Annotated in this window: 16 protein-coding genes; 2 read left to right on the forward strand and 14 right to left on the reverse strand. The window is 73.0% G+C overall.

Annotated elements, in window-relative coordinates; all coding sequences use genetic code 11:
• Positions 1–135 precede the first annotated feature (135 nt).
• Positions 136–2,382: a RecQ family ATP-dependent DNA helicase gene (locus tag ACGIF2_RS04260; RefSeq protein ID WP_396043838.1), complete on the forward strand. Its 2,247-nt coding sequence runs from the start codon at positions 136–138 to the stop codon at positions 2,380–2,382.
• 131 nt (positions 2,383–2,513) lie between these two features.
• Here the strand turns inward: ACGIF2_RS04260 and hisD are convergent, their stop codons facing one another.
• On the reverse strand, positions 2,514–3,836 hold the full coding sequence (hisD, locus tag ACGIF2_RS04265; RefSeq protein WP_396043840.1) for a histidinol dehydrogenase: 1,323 nt from the start codon (positions 3,834–3,836) through the stop codon (positions 2,514–2,516).
• A 96-nt stretch (positions 3,837–3,932) separates the two neighbouring features.
• Between hisD and ACGIF2_RS04270 the strand changes: the two genes are divergently transcribed.
• Positions 3,933–4,178 (forward strand): RNA-binding S4 domain-containing protein, encoded by a 246-nt coding sequence (locus tag ACGIF2_RS04270; RefSeq protein WP_396043842.1) that lies wholly within the window; start codon positions 3,933–3,935, stop codon positions 4,176–4,178.
• A 9-nt stretch (positions 4,179–4,187) separates the two neighbouring features.
• Here the strand turns inward: ACGIF2_RS04270 and ACGIF2_RS04275 are convergent, their stop codons facing one another.
• The 13 genes from ACGIF2_RS04275 to ftsW all read right to left on the reverse strand — a co-directional run bounded on the left by ACGIF2_RS04275 (position 4,188) and on the right by ftsW (position 19,255).
• A complete protein-coding gene (locus tag ACGIF2_RS04275) occupies positions 4,188–4,595 on the reverse strand; it encodes a pyridoxamine 5'-phosphate oxidase family protein (protein WP_396043845.1) in 408 nt (135 codons plus the stop codon).
• Entirely contained in the window at positions 4,592–8,137 is a 3,546-nt protein-coding gene (gene dnaE / locus ACGIF2_RS04280) for a DNA polymerase III subunit alpha (RefSeq protein ID WP_396043847.1), read from the reverse strand. Before dnaE ends, ACGIF2_RS04275 begins: the two co-directional genes overlap by 4 nt.
• Before the next feature lie 41 nt (positions 8,138–8,178).
• A complete protein-coding gene (locus ACGIF2_RS04285; protein WP_396043849.1) occupies positions 8,179–9,120 on the reverse strand; it encodes an RluA family pseudouridine synthase in 942 nt (313 codons plus the stop codon).
• The gene (locus tag ACGIF2_RS04290) at positions 9,113–9,751 is read right to left on the reverse strand and encodes a signal peptidase II (protein ID WP_396043851.1); all 639 of its coding nucleotides are present in this window, start codon (positions 9,749–9,751) and stop codon (positions 9,113–9,115) included. Before ACGIF2_RS04290 ends, ACGIF2_RS04285 begins: the two co-directional genes overlap by 8 nt.
• A gap of 21 nt (positions 9,752–9,772) precedes the next feature.
• Positions 9,773–10,228, reverse strand: a complete 456-nt coding sequence (locus ACGIF2_RS04295; RefSeq protein ID WP_396044217.1) for a TraR/DksA family transcriptional regulator — start codon at positions 10,226–10,228, stop codon at positions 9,773–9,775.
• Positions 10,229–10,344: 116 nt separating this feature from the next.
• Entirely contained in the window at positions 10,345–11,022 is a 678-nt protein-coding gene (locus ACGIF2_RS04300) for a DivIVA domain-containing protein (protein WP_396043853.1), read from the reverse strand.
• A gap of 143 nt (positions 11,023–11,165) precedes the next feature.
• Positions 11,166–11,450 carry a YggT family protein gene (locus ACGIF2_RS04305; RefSeq protein ID WP_396043856.1) on the reverse strand — a complete coding sequence of 95 codons (285 nt, stop codon included), beginning with the start codon at positions 11,448–11,450 and terminating at the stop codon, positions 11,166–11,168.
• A gap of 3 nt (positions 11,451–11,453) precedes the next feature.
• Positions 11,454–11,927, reverse strand: coding sequence for a cell division protein SepF (locus ACGIF2_RS04310; RefSeq protein WP_396043858.1), 474 nt, complete (start codon positions 11,925–11,927; stop codon positions 11,454–11,456).
• A 106-nt stretch (positions 11,928–12,033) separates the two neighbouring features.
• Positions 12,034–12,789, reverse strand: coding sequence for a peptidoglycan editing factor PgeF (gene pgeF, locus ACGIF2_RS04315; RefSeq protein ID WP_396043860.1), 756 nt, complete (start codon positions 12,787–12,789; stop codon positions 12,034–12,036).
• Positions 12,790–12,796: 7 nt separating this feature from the next.
• Entirely contained in the window at positions 12,797–14,047 is a 1,251-nt protein-coding gene (gene ftsZ, locus ACGIF2_RS04320; RefSeq protein WP_396043862.1) for a cell division protein FtsZ, read from the reverse strand.
• A 201-nt stretch (positions 14,048–14,248) separates the two neighbouring features.
• Complete coding sequence (locus ACGIF2_RS04325; RefSeq protein ID WP_396043864.1) at positions 14,249–15,229, reverse strand: cell division protein FtsQ/DivIB; 981 nt, start codon at positions 15,227–15,229, stop codon at positions 14,249–14,251.
• Positions 15,230–15,306: 77 nt separating this feature from the next.
• A complete protein-coding gene (gene murC, locus ACGIF2_RS04330; protein ID WP_396043866.1) occupies positions 15,307–17,916 on the reverse strand; it encodes a UDP-N-acetylmuramate--L-alanine ligase in 2,610 nt (869 codons plus the stop codon).
• 85 nt (positions 17,917–18,001) lie between these two features.
• Positions 18,002–19,255, reverse strand: a complete 1,254-nt coding sequence (ftsW, locus tag ACGIF2_RS04335) for a putative lipid II flippase FtsW (RefSeq protein WP_396043868.1) — start codon at positions 19,253–19,255, stop codon at positions 18,002–18,004.
• Positions 19,256–19,259 lie beyond the last annotated feature (4 nt).

A 19,259-nucleotide genomic window follows, 5' to 3' on the forward strand; every position in this document is an offset into this window, starting at 1 on the left:
CCCCCTTTCGCGCCGGTCGCCTGCTCTGACGACGACGTCAGCCCGATGCCCGTCCGCCCCGCCCCCCAGCGGACGGGCATCCCCGTCTCCGGGGCCCCTCCCCGCGGAGTCGGTGGCTCTGCCTACCATCGAGGCATGTCCCCCTCCCCCCGGCCCGTCACGTCCGACGCGACCTCGTCCACCGAGCACGACGCCGCAGCCCCGGTGGACCGCGCAGCGCTCCGCGAGCAGGCCGAGGCGGCGCTGCGGGCCCTCGTCGGACGCGAAGACGCCCGGCTCCGTGAGGACCAGTGGGTCGCGGTCGAGGCCCTGGTCGCGGACCGGCGGCGGGCGCTCGTGGTCCAGCGCACCGGGTGGGGCAAGTCGGCCGTCTACTTCGTCGCGACGGCCCTGCTGCGCGCAGGCGCGGCCGGCGGCCCGCCGTCCGGGCCGACGGTGATCATCTCCCCGCTGCTCGCGCTCATGCGCAACCAGGTGGCCGCCGCGGCACGCGCGGGGATCCGCGCCGAGACCATCAACTCGTCCAACATGACCGAGTGGGCCGACGTGCAGGCGCGCGTCCACGCGGGCGAGGTCGACGTGCTGCTGGTCTCCCCCGAGCGACTGAACAACCCGGGCTTCCGCGACGAGGTGCTGCCCCGGCTCGCCGCCGACGCGGGGCTCGTGGTGATCGACGAGGCGCACTGCATCTCGGACTGGGGGCACGACTTCCGGCCCGACTACCGTCGCATCCGCACCCTGCTCACCGACCTGCCCCCGGGCATCCCGGTGCTGGCCACGACCGCCACGGCGAACTCGCGCGTGACCGACGACGTCGCGGAGCAGCTCGCCGTGACCGCCGAGGACGGCACCGACCACCTCGCCGACGTGCTCGTCCTGCGCGGACCGCTCGACCGGGACAGCCTGCACCTGTCGGTCGCGACGCTGCCGGACACGTCCGCGCAGCTCGCGTGGCTCGCCCACAACCTGCCGCGCATCGACGGCTCGGGCATCGTCTACTGCCTGACTGTCGCCGCGGCCCAGCAGGTCACCGAGTACCTGCGCGGGGTGGGCCTCGACGTGCGCGCGTACACGGGCCAGACCGACACGACCGAGCGGGAGGCGGCCGAGGCGGACCTGCTCGCCAACCGGGTCAAGGCGCTGGTCGCGACGTCGGCCCTCGGCATGGGGTTCGACAAGGGCGACCTCGCGTTCGTCGTGCACCTCGGCGCACCGGCCTCGCCGATCGCCTACTACCAGCAGGTGGGGCGCGCGGGTCGTGCCACCGAGCACGCCGAGGTGGTGCTCCTGCCGGGGCGGGAGGACCGGGCGATCTGGGACTACTTCGCCTCGATGGCGTTCCCGCCCGAGACCGAGGTGCGCGCCGCGCTCGCGGCGCTCACCGCCCGCGGCACGCTCTCGACGGCCGCCCTCGAGACGTCGGTGACGCTGCGCCGCGCACGCCTCGAGCTCATGCTCAAGGTGCTCGACGTGGACGGTGCCGTGCGCCGCGTGCGGGGCGGCTGGGAGGCCACCGGCCGGCCGTGGTCCTACGACGCCGAGCGCTACGAGCGGGTCGCGGCCGCGCGCCGCGCCGAGCAGCAGTCGATGGTCGACTACGTGCGCACCGACGGGTGCCGCATGGCGTTCCTGCGGCGGGCGCTCGACGACCCCGAGCTGACCGACGGGTGGCGGTGCGGACGCTGCGACCGGTGCGGCGGGGCGAGCGCGGGGGTCGTGCCCGACGCCGCCGAGGTCGAGGTCGCGCGCGAGCGACTCGCGGTCCCCGGCGTCGAGGTCGAGCCGCGCAAGATGTGGCCCTCGGGCATGGCATCGCTCGGGATCGACCTCACGGGCAAGATCCCGGACGGCCAGCGCGCGGAGACCGGTCGAGCGGTGGCACGTCTCGACGGGATCGGCTGGGGCGGTCTGCTGCGTGACCTGTTCACTCCCGTGACCGGCCACGACGGAGCCGAGCCCGGCACGGGAGACGCCCTGCCCGTCCCGCTGCGTCGCCCCGTGCTCGAGGTGCTCGCGGCCTGGCACCCCGACCCGGCCCCCTCGGGGGTCGTGGTGGTGGAGTCCGCGACCCGGCCCGGGCTGGTGCGCCACCTGGCCGAGGGTGTCGCGCGGCAGCTCGGGCTCCCCGTGGTCGGCAGCGTGCGCCCCGTCCCCGGCACCCCGCCCGCGCGCCACGACGTCAACTCGGCGCAGCGCCTCGCGGGCGTCGTGCACCGCCTCGAGCTCGACCTCGACCCCTCGGCGCTGGCCGACCTGCCGGGCCGGGCCGTGATCCTCGTCGACGACCGCACCGACTCCGGATGGACGCTCACCGTCGCCACCCGGCTGCTGCGCCAGGCCGGCGCGTCCGCCGTGCACCCGTTCGTGCTGGGCGTGGGCTGACCGGTCGGTGCTCGACTGCACCCTGTTCGAGCTCCGAAACGGCCCCGGACCAGCACAGACGCCTGGGGCACCACTGGGATGCAAGTCGTCCACGAGCCGCCCGTGACTGCAGCCGCGGGCGGCTCGCGCCGTCAGAAGCGGGCCCGGACCGCCTCGCCGTGCGCCGGCAGCCCCTCGGCGTCGGCCAGCGCGACGATCCGCTCGGCCACGGCGCCCAACGCGTCCGCGTCGTACTCGATGACCTGGACGGCGCGCACGAAGCTGTGCACGCCGAGGCCGCTCGCGAAGTGCGCGCAGCCACCGGTGGGCAGCACGTGGTTCGAGCCGGCCATGTAGTCGCCGAGCGAGACCGGCGAGAACGGCCCCACGAAGATCGCCCCCGCGCTCGTGACCCGGTCGGCGAGCGCCGCGGCGCCGACCGTCTGGATCTCCAGGTGCTCGGCCCCGTAGGCGTTGACCACGTCGAGGCCCTGCGCGAGGTCGTCGACGATGACGATCGCCGACTGCGGGCCCGACAGGGCCTGCGCGACGCGCACGGCGTTCGCGGTCGACCCGACCCGGTCGACGAGCTTCGCCTCGACCGCTCCGGCCAGCTCGACCGACGGCGTCACGAGCACAGCGGCGGCGAGGGGGTCGTGCTCGGCCTGCGAGACCAGGTCGGCTGCGACGTGCGTGGCGTCTGCCGTGCCGTCGGCCAGGATCGCGATCTCGGTCGGCCCGGCCTCGGCGTCGATGCCGACGACGCCGCGCACGAGCCGCTTGGCCGCTGCGACGTACACGTTCCCCGGGCCGGTGATGACGTCGACCGGCTCGCACAGCGTCGTGCCGTCCACGGGCTCGGAACCGGCCGCGCCGTACGCGAACATCGCGATCGCCTGGGCCCCGCCCACCGCGTACACCTCGTCGACGCCCAGCAGCGCGCACGTCGCGAGCACGTCGGGCGAGGGCAGACCTCCGTTGTCCTTCTGGGGCGGCGACGCGACCGCGAGCGACCCGACGCCCGCCTCCTGCGCGGCCACCACGTTCATGATCACCGACGACGGGTACACCGCCAGGCCGCCCGGCACGTACAGCCCGACGCGTCGCACCGGGATCCAGCGCTGCCGCACCTGCGCCCCGGTGTCGAGCTTGACCGTGAAGTCCTCGGGCCGCTGGGCCGCGTGCACGGTCCGCACCCGCTCGATCGTCTCCTCGAGCGCGGCCCGCACGAGCGGGTCGAGCGAGGCGACGGCCGCGGCGATCGCGTCCGCCGGGACGCGCAGCCGCGCGGGGCGCACCCCGTCGAAGCGCTCCCCCAGGTCACGCAGCGCTCCCGCCCCGTCGCGGCGCACAGCCGCCACGATCGGCGCGACCTGCTCGGTCGCGGCCTCGACGTCGAGCTCGGCGCGCGGGAGCGTCTCGATCAGCTCGCGGCGGGACATCGCCCGACCACGCAGGTCGATTCTGGAGATCATGGCCCCAAGTTTAGGCGCGCCCGCGTCGGGGCACTCCCCGGTCCCACCACTCGTCGCCGGACGTCACCCGGCGCACTCTTCCGGGAGGATGTCCTCATGAGCACCTCGCACTCGCCCGGCCAGCGCGACGTCGTCCCGATCACCGACGAGTCCATCCGCCTCGGTCAGTTCCTCAAGCTCGCGGGCCTCGCCGACTCGGGAGCGCAGGCACGCGAGCTCCTCGACGACGGCGCCGTCTTCGTCAACGGCGAGCCCGAGGGGCGCCGGGGCCGCCAGCTGCGCCGCGCCGACCTCGTCACGGTGGACCTGCCCACGGGCGAGGTGCGCGCCGTCGTCGGCTGAGCAGAACCGTCAGCGCACGCTGCCCAGCACCCGGTCGACGTCCAGGTGCAGCACCACACGCTCAGGCTGGAACTCGAGCGGCCGGTAGCGCGCGGCGTAGGCCTCGACCGCCTCGGCGATCTCGTCCGGGTCCCGCGAGAGCGTGATCGGGCCCTCGAGGGTCAGCCACCGCCACCCCTCGACCTGGCACACCGCAGCGCGCGGCGGCGTGCCCGCGGCCGCCGCCCGCTCGACGTTCCGGGCCTTGACCGAACCCACCTTGGTGGTGATGCGCACCCGTCCACGCGCGGCGTCCCACGTGAACGCGACGGGCACCACGTGCGGGCTCCCGTCGGCGCGGAGCGTCGTCAGGGTCGCGAGGTGACGGTCGGTGACGAAGGCCGTCTGCTCCTCGGTCAGGGCCGTCGGGGCCGTCACGACAGGCAGCTCGGGCCGAGCAGGGCCTTGAGGTCGCCGAACAGCGAGGGCGTGCGCTCGACCCGCAGCCCCGCGTCGAGGCGCATGACCGTCGCCCGTCCCGGACTCGTGAGCCGCAGGTGCACCTCGTTGATGCCCGGGTGCGTCGAGAGCACCTCACGGAGCCGTTCGACGACGGGCGGCGTGCAGCGGGACGCGGGCAGGGTGACGACGACCGGCGCGTCGGCCACGGCCGACAGGTCCGGCAGCGTGACCTCCATGGCCTGGAGCTGCATGGTCTCGTCGCGTCGGCGCACACGTCCGCGCACCACGACCACCGCGTCCTCGGCCAGCACCGTCGAGTAGGCGAGGTACGTCTCGCCGAAGAACATGATCTCGACCGAGCCCTCCATGTCCTCCAGGGTGACGGCGGCCCACGGGTTGCCCTGCTTGGACATCTTGCGCTGCAGGCTCGTGATGAGGCCCGCGACCACGACGGTCGAGCCGTCGGGGCGCGCCTCGTCGGCGTTGAGCGTCGCGATCGACACGTCCGCGGCGGCCGAGAGCACGTGCTCGAGGCCGGAGAGCGGATGGTCCGAGACGTACAGGCCGAGCATCTCGCGCTCGAACGCCAGGCGCTGCTTCTTGTCCCAGTCCGGCAGCTCGGGGATGACCACCGAGAAACCCATGCTGTCGTCCTCGGCGCCCAGGTCCGCGAACAGGTCGAACTGTCCCTCGGCCTCCTTGCGCTTGACCCCGATGACCGAGTCGACCGCCTGCTCGTGCACGAGCAGCAGGGCGCGGCGCGGGTGGCCGAGGGAGTCGAAGGCTCCGGCCTTGATCAGCGACTCGATGGTCCGCTTGTTGCACACCACCGCGGGCACCTTGTCGAGGAAGTCGATGAAGGACGTGAAGGCGCCCTTCTCCTCGCGGGTCCGCACGATCGCGTCGACGACGTTGGCGCCGACGTTGCGGATCGCCGTCAGCCCGAACCGGATGTCCTTGCCCACGGCCGTGAAGTTCGCCGACGACGAGTTCACGTCGGGCGGCAGGACCGTGATGCCCATGTGGCGGCACTCGCCGAGGTACAGCGCCGACTTGTCCTTGTCGTCGCGCACGCTGGTGAGCAGCCCGGCCATGTACTCGGTCGGGTAGTTGGCCTTGAGGTAGGCGGTCCAGTAGGAGACCACGCCGTACGCGGCCGAGTGCGCCTTGTTGAAGGCGTAGCCCGCGAACGGGACCAGCACGTCCCACACGGCCTGGATCGCCTCGTCGGAGTACCCGCGCTCCCGGCAGCCGGCCTGGAAGGGGATGAACTCCTTCTCCAGGACCTCCTTCTTCTTCTTGCCCATCGCGCGCCGCAGCAGGTCGGCCTGGCCCAGGCTGTAGCCGGCGAGCTTCTGCGCGGCGCGCTGCACCTGCTCCTGGTACACGATCAGGCCGTGGGTGATGCCCACGACCTCCTCGAGCGGCTCCTCGAGCTCGGGGTGGATCGGCTCGACCTTCTGCAGGCCGTTCTTGCGCAGCGCGTAGTTGATGTGGGAGTTCATCCCCATCGGGCCCGGCCGGTACAGCGCGATGACGGCGGAGATGTCCTCGAAGTTGTCGGGGCGCATCTGGCGCAGCAGCGAGCGCATCGGGCCGCCGTCGAGCTGGAAGACGCCGAGCGTGTCCCCGCGACCCAGCAGCTCGTAGGTGGCCGGGTCGTCGAGCGGGACCTCCTCGATCTGGATGGGGTCCTTGCCGTTCATCACGATGTTCTCGAGCGCGTCGTCGAGGATCGTGAGGTTGCGCAGGCCCAGGAAGTCCATCTTGATCAGCCCGAGCGCCTCGGACGCGGGCTGGTCCAGCTGCGTGATGATCGCGCCGTCCTGGGGGCGGCGCATGATCGGCACGACGTTGACGAGCGGCTCGCTCGACATGATCACGCCGGCCGCGTGCACGCCCCACTGGCGCTTGAGCCCTTCGAGGCCGCGCGCCGTCTCGAGCACGCGCTGCGCCTCGGGGTCGGCCTCGACGACCTTGCGGAACTCGTCCGCCTCGGCGTAGCGGGGGTCGTCCGGGTTGTAGATGCCGGCCAGGGAGATGTCCTTGCCCATCACGGCGGGCGGCATCGCCTTGGTGAGCTTCTCCCCCATCGCGAACGGGAAGCCCAGCACGCGCGAGGCGTCCTTGAGCGACTGCTTGGCCTTGATGGTGCCGTAGGTGACGATCTGGGCGACGCGGTCCTCGCCGTACTTGTCGGTGACGTACCGGATGACCTCACCGCGCCGACGCTCGTCGAAGTCGACGTCGACGTCGGGCCAGGACACGCGCTCCGGGTTGAGGAACCGCTCGAAGATCAGCCCGTGCTCGAGCGGGTCGAGCTCGGTGATGCCCATCGCGTAGGACGCCATCGACCCGGCGGCCGAGCCACGGCCCGGTCCCACCCGGATGCCCTGCGCCTTGGCCCAGTTGATGAAGTCGGCGACGACGAGGAAGTACCCCGAGAAGCCGAGCTGGGTGATGACGCCCGTCTCGTAGTTCGCCTGCGTGCGGACGGCGTCGGGCACGGCGCCCTTGTAGCGGCGCTGCAGCCCGGTCTCGACCTCCTTGATGAACCAGGAGTCCTCGTTCTCGCCGGCCGGGGTGTCGGGGAAGCGAGGCATGAAGTTCGCGTCCGTGTTGAACGTGACCTCGCACTGCTCGGCGATGCGCAGCGTGTTGTCGCACGCCTCGGGCAGCTCCGCCCAGGTGCGGCGCATCTCCTCGGCCGACTTCAGGTAGAACTGGTCGCTGTCGAACTTGAACCGGTCCGGGTCGGCCAGGGTCGAGCCCGACTGCACGGCGAGAAGCACTTCGTGCGCGTGGCTGTCCTCGTGGCGCGTGTAGTGCAGGTCGTTCGTCGCGACCATGGGCGCGCCGATGATCTCGGAGATCCGCCGCAGGTCCTTGATGACCCGGGTCTCGATGTCGAGACCGTGGTCCATCATCTCGACGTAGAAGTTGTCCTTGCCGAAGATGTCCTGGAACTCTCCGGCGGCCCGCACGGCCTCGTCGAAGTGCCCGAGCCGCAGGCGGGTCTGCACCTCGCCCGAGGCGCAGCCGGTCATCCCGATCATGCCCTCGCTGTACCGGCTGAGCAGCTCGCGGTCGATCCGCGGCCACTTGCCGAGCTGACCCTCGAGCGAGCCGAACGAGGACATCCGGAACAGGTTGTGCATGCCCTCGGTGGTGCGGGCCAGCATCGTCATGTGCGTGTACGCGCCGCGCGCCGACACGTCGTCGGACGCCTGGTGCGCCTCGCCCCACCGCACGCGGTTCTGGTCGAACCGGCTGGTCCCGGGCGTCAGGTACGCCTCGACGCCGATGATCGGCTTGATGCCGTGCTTGCGGGCCTTGTTCCAGAAGTCGAAGGCGCCGAACAGGTAGCCGTGGTCGGTCGTGGCCATCGCCGTCTGCCCGAGCCGCTTCGCCTCCGTGAAGAGGTCGTCCAGCCGGGCCGCGCCGTCGAGCATCGAGTACTCGGTGTGGACGTGCAGGTGGACGAAGTCGGAGCCGTCAGTTCGCCCAGCCGATGCCATGCCGGTCAGTCTAGGTGCCACGGGTGACACCCCCGGAACGACTACCGGTAGGCGTCGCGGAGCGTCGCGAGCGCCGCGTCGAGATCCTGCGGGTACTCGCTCGTGAGCTCGAGCCAGTCCCCGCTGGTGGGGTGCTCGAAGCCCAGCCGCATGGCGTGCAGCCACTGCCGCGAGAGCCCGACGCGCGCCGCGAGCGACGGGTCGGCGCCATATGTGAGGTCGCCCACGCACGGGTGCCGCAGGGCCGAGAAGTGGACGCGGATCTGGTGGGTGCGCCCGGTCTCGAGGTGCACCTCGACGAGCGAGGCCGCCGGGAGCATCTCGAGCACCTCGTAGTGCGTGACCGAGGGCTTGCCGTCGGCGACCACCGCGAACCGCCAGTCCGAGCTGGGGTGACGCCCGATGGGCGCGTCGATCGTCCCGGTGGTGGGCTCGGGGTGGCCCTGGACGAGCGCGTGGTAGACCTTCTCGACCGTGCGCTCCTTGAACGCCCGCTTGAGCACCGTGTACGCGTGCTCGCTCTTGGCGACGACCATGAGCCCCGACGTCCCGACGTCGAGCCGGTGCACGATGCCCTGGCGCTCGGCGGCGCCCGACGTCGCGACGCGGTAGCCCGCTGCGGCGAGCGCTCCGACCACGGTCGGCCCGGTCCAGCCCGGCGACCCGTGGGCCGCGACGCCGACCGGCTTGTCCACGACCACCAGGTCGTCGTCGTCGTGCACGATGCGCATCCCGGGCACGGGCTCGGGCGCCACGGCGGGCTGCGCCTGCGCGCCCGCCGGATCGGGCAGGTCGACCTCGAGCCAGCCGCCCGGGAGCAGCCGGTCGGACTTGCCGACCTCCCGGCCGTCGAGCCGCACACCGCCGTCCGCGGCGATCTCGGCGGCCCGGGTGCGGGACACCCCGAGCAGCCGCGCGAGCGCCGCGTCGACCCGTTCGCCCGCGAGTCCGTCGGGGACGGGCATCGCCCGGGTCTCAGCCATCGTCGCGGCCCTCCTGGGGGGTACGGGCCTCGGGTCCGGCCGCGGGGGCCTGGGGGGCGTGCCCGCCGTCCGGCGCCGCGTCGTCCGCGGCGGTCGAACCCTCGCGGGTCCCGTCGATCTGGATGCCGCGCAGCGCGAGCAGCATGATGAGCCCGGCCGCGGCGACGATCGCGATGTCGGCCACGTTGCCGACGAACAGGTCGCCGTACGCGATGAAGTCGACGACGCGACCGCGTCCCACCCCGGGCTCCCGGAACAGCCGGTCGCCGAGGTTGCCGAGCGCCCCGCCGAGCAGCAGGCCGAGAGCCACCGCCCAGCCCGTCGACCCGAGGCGGCGCGCGATGCGCACGACCACCACGACGACGCCGAGCGCCACGAGCGTGAGCACCCACGTCATCCCTTCCGCGATCGACAGCGCGGCACCGGGGTTGAAGAGCAGCTGCAGGCTCAGCAGGTCGCCCAGCACGGGGACAGCCTCGCCCTCGACGAGGGCCTGGAGCACCCAGGCCTTGGTGAGCTGGTCGATCAGCAGGACGAGGGCCGTCAGGGAGACGAGGAGCGGCAGAAGGCGACGCCGGTGCCTCGCACCCGGAGGTGCGAGGGCCGGCGTCGTCTCGGAGGTCGTGGGCACCCGCAGGAGTCTACGGGGGCGTCAGCGACGCTCCTCGCGCTGCTTGCACTCCACGCACAGCGTGGCGCGCGGGAAGGCCTCCACACGCGCCTTGCCGATCGCCTTGCCGCACGACTCGCACGTGCCGAACGTGCCCGCGCTGATGCGGGCCAGCGCGTGCGTGGTCTGCGCCAGGAGATCACGCGTGTTGTTCACCAGGGTCAGCTCGTGCTCACGTTCGAGCGCGCTCGAGCCCGAGTCGGCCTGGTCGTCGCCTGCTCCGTCTCCGGAGTTCCGCAACAGGTCCGAGAGCTCGGCGTCCGCCGCGGAGAGCTCGGAGGTAAGTCGCGCGACGTCGCTCATGAGCTCGTCGGCGACCGCACGGACATCTCGGACCGACCACGGCTTCTCACCGTCACGCACAGGGAACATCCGAACCGCCTTCGCGAAGTCCGGGTCCCCCTGCGATGTCGTCCCCCTGCTGAGCGAGTCGTTGATGGCCACTGGCGCCCTCTCTCTGGAAGTCACGCGAGACTATGCGCGATGGTCACAACGCACAACACACCGCGTGAGGACCTCTCCCCACGCGGTGTGCTGGACAGCAGAACTGCAGGTCAGACCCCTCGCGGGTCGCCTCCGGGCTGGGCGTTCTGACCGCTGCGGGGCGGCAGCGCGCTGCCCCGGTTGTCGAGGTCGCCGAGCAGGTTCTCGAGGTAGCTCTTGAGGCGCGTGCGGTAGTCCCGCTCGAACACCCGCAGCTCGTCGATCTTGCGCTCGAGGAGCGAGCGCTCCTGCTCGAGCTGCCCGAGCGTGCGTGACGACGTCTCCTCGGCCTCACGGACGATGCGCGAGCCCTGGGCCTTGGCCTCGGAGATGAGCCGGTCGCTCTCCTCCTGGCCGCTGCGGACGTAGTCGTCGTGCAGCTTCTGGGCCAGCGCGAGCATGCCCGTAGCCGACTCGGGCTCGTTGGGCCGCTGCTGGCCGACGGGCGCGACGACCACCGGAGCGGGGGCGACGGGTGCCGCGGCGACGGGGCGCTCGGGCTCGGGGGCGGGCTCGGGCTTGGCGGCCGGGGCCGCCTGCTGCTGCGCACCCGCGCGGCTCAGCTCGGCGATCCGCCGCTCTGCTGCCGCGAGCTTGGTCTTGAGCTCCTCGTTCTCCGTCTGCAGGTCACGAAGGGTGTGCACGACCTCGTCGAGGAAGTCGTCGACCTCGTCCTGGTCGTATCCCTCTCGAAACTTGGTCGCCTGGAACTTCTTGTTCAGGACGTCGTCTGCTGTCAGCAGTGCCATCGTCGTCACCTCTTCGGTCGAACTTGGTCTAGCCGGTGGGCAGTCACCGACCACCTCGGCTCACGGTAGCGGAGTTTGTCGCACGAGCGTGCGACCCGCCGTGCACTGCTCAGACCCCGGGGGGCGAGCAGGGTCTCGCTGGCTCACGGCGCCGGCAGCACCGACAAGAGCACGGAGCACAGCAGCATGAGGACCAGAAAGGCCAGGTCGAGCCGCACGGAGCCGAGCGTCAGCGGGGGAACGACGCGCCGCACGGCCCGCAACGGCGGGTCGGTGACCGTGTACGTGGCCTCGGCGACGACCAGCGCGATCCCGGTGGGTCGCCAGTCGCGTGCGAAGAACTGCACCCAGTCCAGGACCAGACGCACCAGCAGCAGCAGGAAGAAGACCAGGACGATCAGGTACGGGATGCCGATGAGGAACGTCACGCGTCAGCTCTGGTTGAAGAAACCGACCGTGGGGGGCTCAGCCGGCGGCTGCTCCTCACCCGTGACCTCGACATGCGCGGGCGAGAGCAGGAACACCTTGTTGGTGACCCGTTCGATCGCGCCGTGCAGCCCGAAGATCAGGCCGGCGGAGAAGTCGACGAGCCGCTTGGCGTCCGCGTCGTCCATGTCCGAGAGGTTCATGATGACGGGGGTCCCCTCGCGGAACGCCTCGCCGATCTTGCGCGCGTCGTTGTACGAGCGCGGGTGGATCGTCGTGATCCGTCGGAGCTCGCCCGTGGCGGGCGCGGACGTCGCCACGCGCGTCATCGTCGGGCGGTGCAGCGGCGTGACCTGAGCCTCGTACTCCTGCGGCACCGTAGCCTCCAGATCGTCGTACTCCTCGACGTACTCCTCGTGCTCGCCTCGTTCGTCGGCGAGGCCGAGGTACAGCATCGTCTTGCGCAGCGCTCCGGCCATCGCGGTCTCCCCATCCCCCGAACTGTTACTCCCTGCGTTTTCACGCTAGCAAGGGCGCAGCACCCTCCCGGCGCGACACGCGCGGCGCGTCCGGATTACCCCGACCTCACCCGGTGATCCGTACCACGCCCGCGAACCTGCCGGTCGTGGTGCCGTCACGCACCGCACGCCGATGAGAGTAAAGCCGCTCGTCGGCCCAGGTGCACGTCGGGAGCCTGTCCACGTGCTTCACGCCGGCCCGCCACAGCTCCGCCACGACCCCCGCCGCGAGGTCGAGGGCCGGTGTGCCCCACGTCGTGACCGCCCACGCCTCGGGCACGAGCGCGGCGACATCGGCCCGCATCTGCTCGGGAACCTCGTACGCCCCGCCGCTGATCGAGGGGCCGACCACGGCGCGCAGCCGCGCGGGTTCGGCGCCGCTCGCCCGCAGCGCGGCGACAGCCGCACCCACGACCCCCGCGGCCAGACCCGGCCGGCCTGCGTGCACCGCGGCGACCAGCCCCGCATCGGCGTCGGCGAGCAGCACCGGGACGCAGTCGGCGACGTAGACCGCGACACCGAGCCCGGCCGACGTCGACACGAGCGCGTCGACGTCACCGGCCGACGCGCCACGCGGCAGCGTGCGGGCCGCGTCGTCGAGCACAGCGACCTGCGCGCCGTGCACCTGGTTCGCGTACACGACGGGACCACCGGCCCACCGCTCGACCCGCTCGCGGTTGGTCAGCACGTGCTCCTCGTCGTCACCGACCGCGAGCCCGACGTTGAGCGTGCCCCACGCCCCACCGCTCACCCCGCCGGCGCGCGTGGTGAAACCGGCGCGCACCCGCGGGCCGAGGTCGACCTCGAGCACAGGCAGGGTCATGCAGCGACTACTTGAGGAAGTCGGGCACGTCGAGGTCGTCGTGGGTGCGGCGTGCGCCCTCGTCCTCGAAGATCTGCGGCACCGCGAGCTGGCCGGTGGCGTGCTCGCGCTCGGACGCCATGAACTGCGGCACGGGGGCCGGGGCGACCGGACGGCTCGGGGTGCCGACGCGCACCACGTCCTCGTCCGGGTCCACGGGACGCGGCTGGCCGACGGCGTGGGTCGGCGCGGCGGCCGGCGCGGACCGCGTGGCCCCCGACATCGAGCCGCTGACCTGTCCCAGGCCGCGCCCGTCGCGTCGCACGAGCGGCGCTCCGCCGTCGAAGCCCGCGGCGATCACCGTGACGCGCACCTCGTCGCCGAGCGCGTCGTCGATCACGGCACCGAAGATGATGTTGGCCTCGGGGTGCGCGGCCTCCTGCACGAGGCGCGCGGCCTCGTTGATCTCGAAGAGCCCCAGGTCGGAACCGCCCTGGATCGACAGCAGCACGCCGTGCGCGCCGTCGATGCTGGCCTCGAGCAGCGGCGAGGAGATCGCGAGCTCGGCAGCCTGCACGGCCCGGTCGTCGCCTCGCGCCGAGCCGATCCCCATGAGCGCCGAGCCGGCACCCTGCATGACTGACTTCACGTCGGCGAAGTCGAGGTTGATCAGGCCGGGCGTCGTGATGAGGTCCGTGATGCCCTGCACGCCCGAGAGCAGCACCTGGTCGGCCGAGTGGAACGCGTCCAGCACCGACACCGAGCGGTCGGAGATCGACAGCAGCCGGTCGTTGGGGATGACGATGAGGGTGTCGACCTCGGCGCGCAGCGCGTCGATGCCCGAGTCGGCCTGCACCGAGCGGCGGCGTCCCTCGAACGTGAACGGCCGCGTGACGACACCGATGGTCAGCGCACCGAGCGAGCGGGCGATGCGAGCCACGACGGGCGCACCGCCGGTCCCCGTGCCGCCGCCCTCGCCCGCGGTCACGAAGACCATGTCCGCACCGCGGAGCACGTCCTCGATCTCCTCGGCGTGGTCCTCGGCGGCCTTCTTGCCCACCTCGGGGTCCGCGCCGGCACCGAGCCCGCGCGTGAGCTCACGGCCCACGTCGAGCTTGACGTCGGCGTCGGACATCAGCAGAGCCTGGGCATCGGTGTTGATCGCGATGAACTCGACACCCTTGAGGCCGACCTCGATCATGCGGTTGACGGCGTTGACGCCGCCACCTCCGATGCCGACGACCTTGATGACCGCCAGGTAGTTCTGCGGAGCTGCCACAGTGGGTGCCTCTCGTTGTGCGCCGGGTCCAACAGGACGGTGCGGCAGGACCGCGACCGTCAAACCTTCACCCTCAACCTGAGGGTTATAGTTATGTCACATTCTTCACTCCGAGACGCTAGGTGCGACGGGCGTCCGGATCAACGACCACGCGCGCGTGTCGGCCGACGATGCCGTCACATCGCCGCCCGCGGCTGCCGGTCACCGGGTGATGGGCATCGTCGGCGCCGACACGTCGTACACGGCCGCCCCCGCGCTCTCGGGCGCGGCCCGCAGCGCACCGAGCACGGCGATCTTCAGCGCCGTGTCCTGCTCGCTCCCCCAGTCGACCCGCGCGCCGTCGCGCAGCTGCATCGTCACCGTGTCCTGCGTCTGCGCCGAGACCTCCCCGACCTGCGCGAGCAGCTCGACCGGCAGGGCGTCGAGCACGGTGAGCACCGCGGTCAGCGTGCGCGCCTCCCCGACGGGGACCTGCACCACCGGCAGGCCCTCCGGGGCGACGTCGACCCGACCCACCTGCACGCCGTCCATGTCGACCAGCGCGAACCCGGGCACGCCGTCCGGAGGGACGACCCCGGCCTCCTCCGGCACCGCCGCGACCGGCTCGCGCGAGACGAGCTGGATGTGCAGCCCGCGCGGCCACTCGCGCGTGACCTCCGCCTCACGCACCCCCGGGACGTCGAGGACCTGCTCGCGCAGTGCCACGGTGTCCAGCCGGGGCAGCGGGATCTCGCCCTGCTCCGCGACCACGGCCAGGACCTGGTCGACCGCGACCACGGTCCCGGCGCCGTCGACCACGACCTGCTGCTGGTCGAGCCGCAGCACCGGCGAGAACAGCACGAGCCACGCCACGAGACCGACCCCGAGCAGCCCGCCGACGACGAGGGCCACCTGCCGCACCGCGAGCCGCCGCCGAGCCCTCGCGCGCTCCGCGAACCGTGCCGCCGAGACGGCCGAGACCACCGGGGGACGCGACGGCAGCACCGTTCCGCGCCGCCCCGTCGAGTACGTGGTCACCGACGGCTCGGGCAGCCCTGCGCCTCGGGCCTGCGGGGTGGCACCCGTGCCGGCGCGCGGCTCGGACGCGGCCGGGCGGGACGGCAGCGCCGGACGCGGACGCACCGGCGCGCGACCCGCCCCCTGCCCGGTCACCGGCGTCGAGCCCGTGGCGCTCCCGGGCACCGCCGGACCCGCGGGCGGACGCGGCGCAGCAGGGCGCGCGGTCCGGCCGGGGACCGGTGGGCGGGGGCGCTGCGGCGTCATGCCTGCTCCGGCCCTCCGGCCGCGTCACGCGTGACGAGGGCCGCGAGCACCACGGGAGCGAGCTCGGTGACGTCACCCGCCCCGACCGTGAGCACCAGGTCGCCCGGTCTCGCGTCCGCCGCGAGGACGTGGGCGGCCTCCACCCGGTCAGCGACGAACCGCGCGCGTCCGGCGGTCGGCACCTCGTCGACCACGAGCTGCCCGGTGACCGCCGGGTCGACGTCCTCGCGCGCGGCGTACACATCGGTCACCACGACGACGTCGGCGAGGTCGAGGGCCTGACCGAACTCGGCCGCGAACGTCCGCGTGCGGGAGAACAGGTGTGGCTGGAACACCACGAGCACGCGTCCGTCGCCCGCGACGCTGCGCGCCGCGCGCAGCAGCGCCGCGACCTCGGTGGGGTGGTGCGCGTAGTCGTCGACCACCCGCACGCCCGCGACCTCGCCGCGCAGCTCGAAGCGTCGCCCGGTCCCCCGGAAGGCGGCCAGCCCTTCGACGGCCTGGGCGGTCGAGGCCCCCGCGCGCCGTGCGACCACGAAGGCCGCGGCCGCGTTGAGCGCGTTGTGGGTGCCCGGGGCGGTCAGGTGCAGCGTCGCGTCGCCGATCGACGGGTCGGCCGAACGCAGGTCGACAGCCCAGTCCTCCCCCGTGCGCCCCCGCGGCTCGACCAGGACGTCGGCGCCGGGCTCGATCCCGTACGTCACCACGTCGGCGCCTCGGGCCGCGAGCTCGTCACGCACGCCGTCCACGAGCCGGGCGGCACCCGGGTCGTCCGCGCACGCCACGAGCAGACCTTCGGGGACGATGCGCCCGGCGAAGCGGACGAACGCCTCCTCGAACGCCTCACGGGTGCCGTAGTGGTCCAGGTGGTCCGGCTCGACGTTCGTCACGACGGCCGTGCGGGGCGAGTACGCGAGGAACGAGCCGTCCGACTCGTCGGCCTCGGCCACGAAGACCGGACCCGCGCCGCTGCGGCTGCCCCCGAGAGGGCCGGCGGCCGAGAGCACTGTGCCCCCGATCGCGAACGAGGGGTCGAGACCGGCGTGCGTCAGCGCCGTCGCGATCATCGCCGAGGTCGTGGTCTTGCCGTGCGCGCCCGCGACCGCGACCGCGTCGTGCCCCGCCATGAGCGCCGCGAGGGCCTCCGAGCGGTGCAGCACCCGCAGCCCCAGCTCGCGTGCCCGGGCCAGCTCGGGGTTGGTCTCCCGGACCGCGCTCGACACGACGACGGTGTCCACGTCGTCGACGTACCACGCCTCGTGGCCCACCCAGACCTGGACCCCGGCGTCACGCAGGTCCGCGAGCACCGCGCCGTCCTTGGCGTCCGAGCCCGACACGGTCACGCCCGCGGCGGACAGCAGTCCGGCCACGGCCGACATGCCCGCGCCGCCGATCCCGATCAGGTGGACGCGCCCCAGAGAGCCGAGCTCCGGTGCGCCGGGACCCGACGCGTCCGCGGCGGCGTCGACGGGGGGCAGGTGCGCCTCGACCAGGTCGGCCACGCGCGACGCGGCGTCACGGACACCGACGGTCGCCGCGGCCTCACCCATGCGTGCCCGCACGGCACCGGCGTCCGGGCCCACGAGCAGCGGCACCAGGTGCTCGACGAGCCACTCGGGCGTGAGGTCTGCGTCAGCGACCAGCAGTCCCCCGCCGGCCGCGACGACGGGCGCGGCGTTGAGCCGCTGCTCGCCGTTGCCGACAGGCAGCGGCACGTACACCGCGGGGATCCCGAGCGCCGCGAGCTCGCTCACGGTCCCGGCACCCGCCCGGCCGACCACCACGTCGGCGACGGCCAGCGCGTCCTGCATCTCGGAGAGGTACTCACGCACGTGGTAGCGCTCGGCGCCGGGCAGCGCCGCGACCGCCTCGCGCACCTCGTCACCCTTGCCCGCACCCGCGAGGTGCAGCACCTGCACCCCGGCGTCGAGCAGCTCGCCGGCCACCCGCACGATCGCCCGGTTGAGGCTGAGCGCCCCGAGCGAGCCGCCCGTGACCACGAGCGTGGTGCGCGCCGGCTCGAGCCCGAGCCGCGCCGCGGCGTCGAGCCGGGTGGCCTGGGTGTCGCGCTCCCGGTCGGCGACCAGCGCCGCGATCTCGGGACGCAGGGGCAGGCCCGTGACCTGGGCGCCCGGCAGCGTCGTGCCCGGGAACGTCACAGCGACATCGGCGGCCCACCGCGCGCCGAGCCGGTTGGCGAGGCCCGCGCGGGCGTTCTGCTCGTGCACCACGACCGGCACGTGCCGGGTCCGGGCCGCCAGGTACGCCGGCGTCGAGACGTAGCCGCCGAACCCGATCACGACCTGCGCGCCGGTCTCGTCGATGACCTCGCCCGCGGCCCGCACGGCCTCGCGCAGCCGGGCGGGCAGCATCGCCCACTCGGCCGTGGGGCGCCGGGGCAGCGGGACCCGGGGGACGACAGCGAGCGGGAGCCCGCGCTCGGGCACGAGCCGGGACTCGAGGCCGGTCTCGGTGCCCAGCACCGTGAGCCGCACCTGCGGGTCGCGCCGGCGCAGCTCCTCCGCGACGGCGAGCAACGGGTTGACGTGCCCCGCCGTGCCTCCGCCGGCCAGCAGCACCGACCGCACACCCTCACGTCCACCCACGCGTCCCTCAGCTCCTTCGTCTCTCACCGTTCCGCGCACCGCCGCGCGGAGGTGCACAGTCTCATGCCGGTGCCTGCACCCACGATCACGCCCGCGTCCGGCCCAGCACCGCGAGCGAGCGGCGCACCACGCTCGGGCGCGCGGCGAGGGCCTCGGCCGCCCCCGGCTCGGACCGCGCGAACGAGATGACCACGCCGATCGCGGCCATCGTCATGATGAGGGCCGACCCACCCGCGGAGACGAGCGGCAACGGGATCCCGATCACGGGCGCGAGGCCGATCACGACGGCGATGTTGACGAGCGCCTGCCCGATGACCCAGCACACGACGGCCCCCGTCGTGATCTGCACGAACGGGTCCGGGTGCCGGCGGATCACCCGGAACATGGCCAGGGCGATGAGCGTGAACAGGCCCAGCACAAGCAGGGTGCCGATCAGTCCCAGCTCCTCGCCGATGATCGCGAAGATGAAGTCGTTGTGCGCCTCGGGCAGGTAGGACCACTTCTCGCGGCTCTGCCCCAGGCCGATCCCGGCCCACCCGCCGGTCGCGAGGCCCATGCCGCCGTGCACCGTCTGGTAGCACGCGCTCGTGGGGTCGCAGTTGTCGCTCAGCCACGAGGTGATCCGCTCGACGCGGTTGCTGCTGAAGAGCGCGAGCGCGCCCGCCGCGACCCCGGCCAGCGCGGCGGCGACCCCGAACATCCGCAGCGGGACCCCGGCGATGAACATCGCGCCGCCCACGAGCAGCATCATCACGAGCGCGGTGCCGAGGTCGTGACCCACGAGCACGAGCCCGATCATGAGGCAGGCCATGGGTACCGCCGGCACGAAGGCGTGCTTCCACTCGCGCAGCAGCGGCTTCTTGCGGGCGAGGACCGCGCCGAGCCAGATCGCCAGCGCGAGCTTGACCACCTCGGAGGGCTGCACGGTGAACGGCCCGACGTCGATCCAGTTCGTGTTGCCCTTGGTGCCGACACCCAGAGGGCTGAACACCAGGAGCTGGAGCAGCGCCGCGAAGGCCAGGAAGGGCCACGCCGCCTTCCGGTAGACCGCGACGGGCACACGCGACGCGGCCAGCAGCACCGGCAGCCCGATCAGCGCGTACTGGGCCTGGGTGATGAACACCGCGTAGGGCGAGTCGCCGGCCGCCATCGACTCGACGCTCGAGCTCGACAGGACCATCACGAGACCCAGCACGACGAGCAGCGCCGTCGCCCCGGTGAGCACGTAGTAGCTGGTGACGGCGCTGTTCCAGGCGCCGAGGGCGCCGCCCGACCCCTCGGTCGGACCGGCGGCGGCCGGGGGCTTCGCGGCGAGCGGTCCCGAGCGTGTGGACGTCACCACG

The sequence above is a fragment of the Cellulomonas sp. P22 genome (genome assembly GCF_044392165.1).

What these genes read in the sequence shown, in the direction of transcription:
- ACGIF2_RS04260 (WP_396043838.1), top strand. Translation starts at nt 136, where the DNA reads ATGTCCCCCTCCCCCCGGCCCGTCACGTCCGACGCGACCTCGTCCACC.
- hisD (WP_396043840.1), bottom strand. Translation starts at nt 3,836, where the DNA reads ATGATCTCCAGAATCGACCTGCGTGGTCGGGCGATGTCCCGCCGCGAG.
- ACGIF2_RS04270 (WP_396043842.1), top strand. Translation starts at nt 3,933, where the DNA reads ATGAGCACCTCGCACTCGCCCGGCCAGCGCGACGTCGTCCCGATCACC.
- dnaE (WP_396043847.1), bottom strand. Translation starts at nt 8,137, where the DNA reads ATGGCATCGGCTGGGCGAACTGACGGCTCCGACTTCGTCCACCTGCAC.
- ACGIF2_RS04285 (WP_396043849.1), bottom strand. Translation starts at nt 9,120, where the DNA reads ATGGCTGAGACCCGGGCGATGCCCGTCCCCGACGGACTCGCGGGCGAA.
- ACGIF2_RS04300 (WP_396043853.1), bottom strand. Translation starts at nt 11,022, where the DNA reads ATGGCACTGCTGACAGCAGACGACGTCCTGAACAAGAAGTTCCAGGCG.
- ACGIF2_RS04310 (WP_396043858.1), bottom strand. Translation starts at nt 11,927, where the DNA reads ATGGCCGGAGCGCTGCGCAAGACGATGCTGTACCTCGGCCTCGCCGAC.
- pgeF (WP_396043860.1), bottom strand. Translation starts at nt 12,789, where the DNA reads ATGACCCTGCCTGTGCTCGAGGTCGACCTCGGCCCGCGGGTGCGCGCC.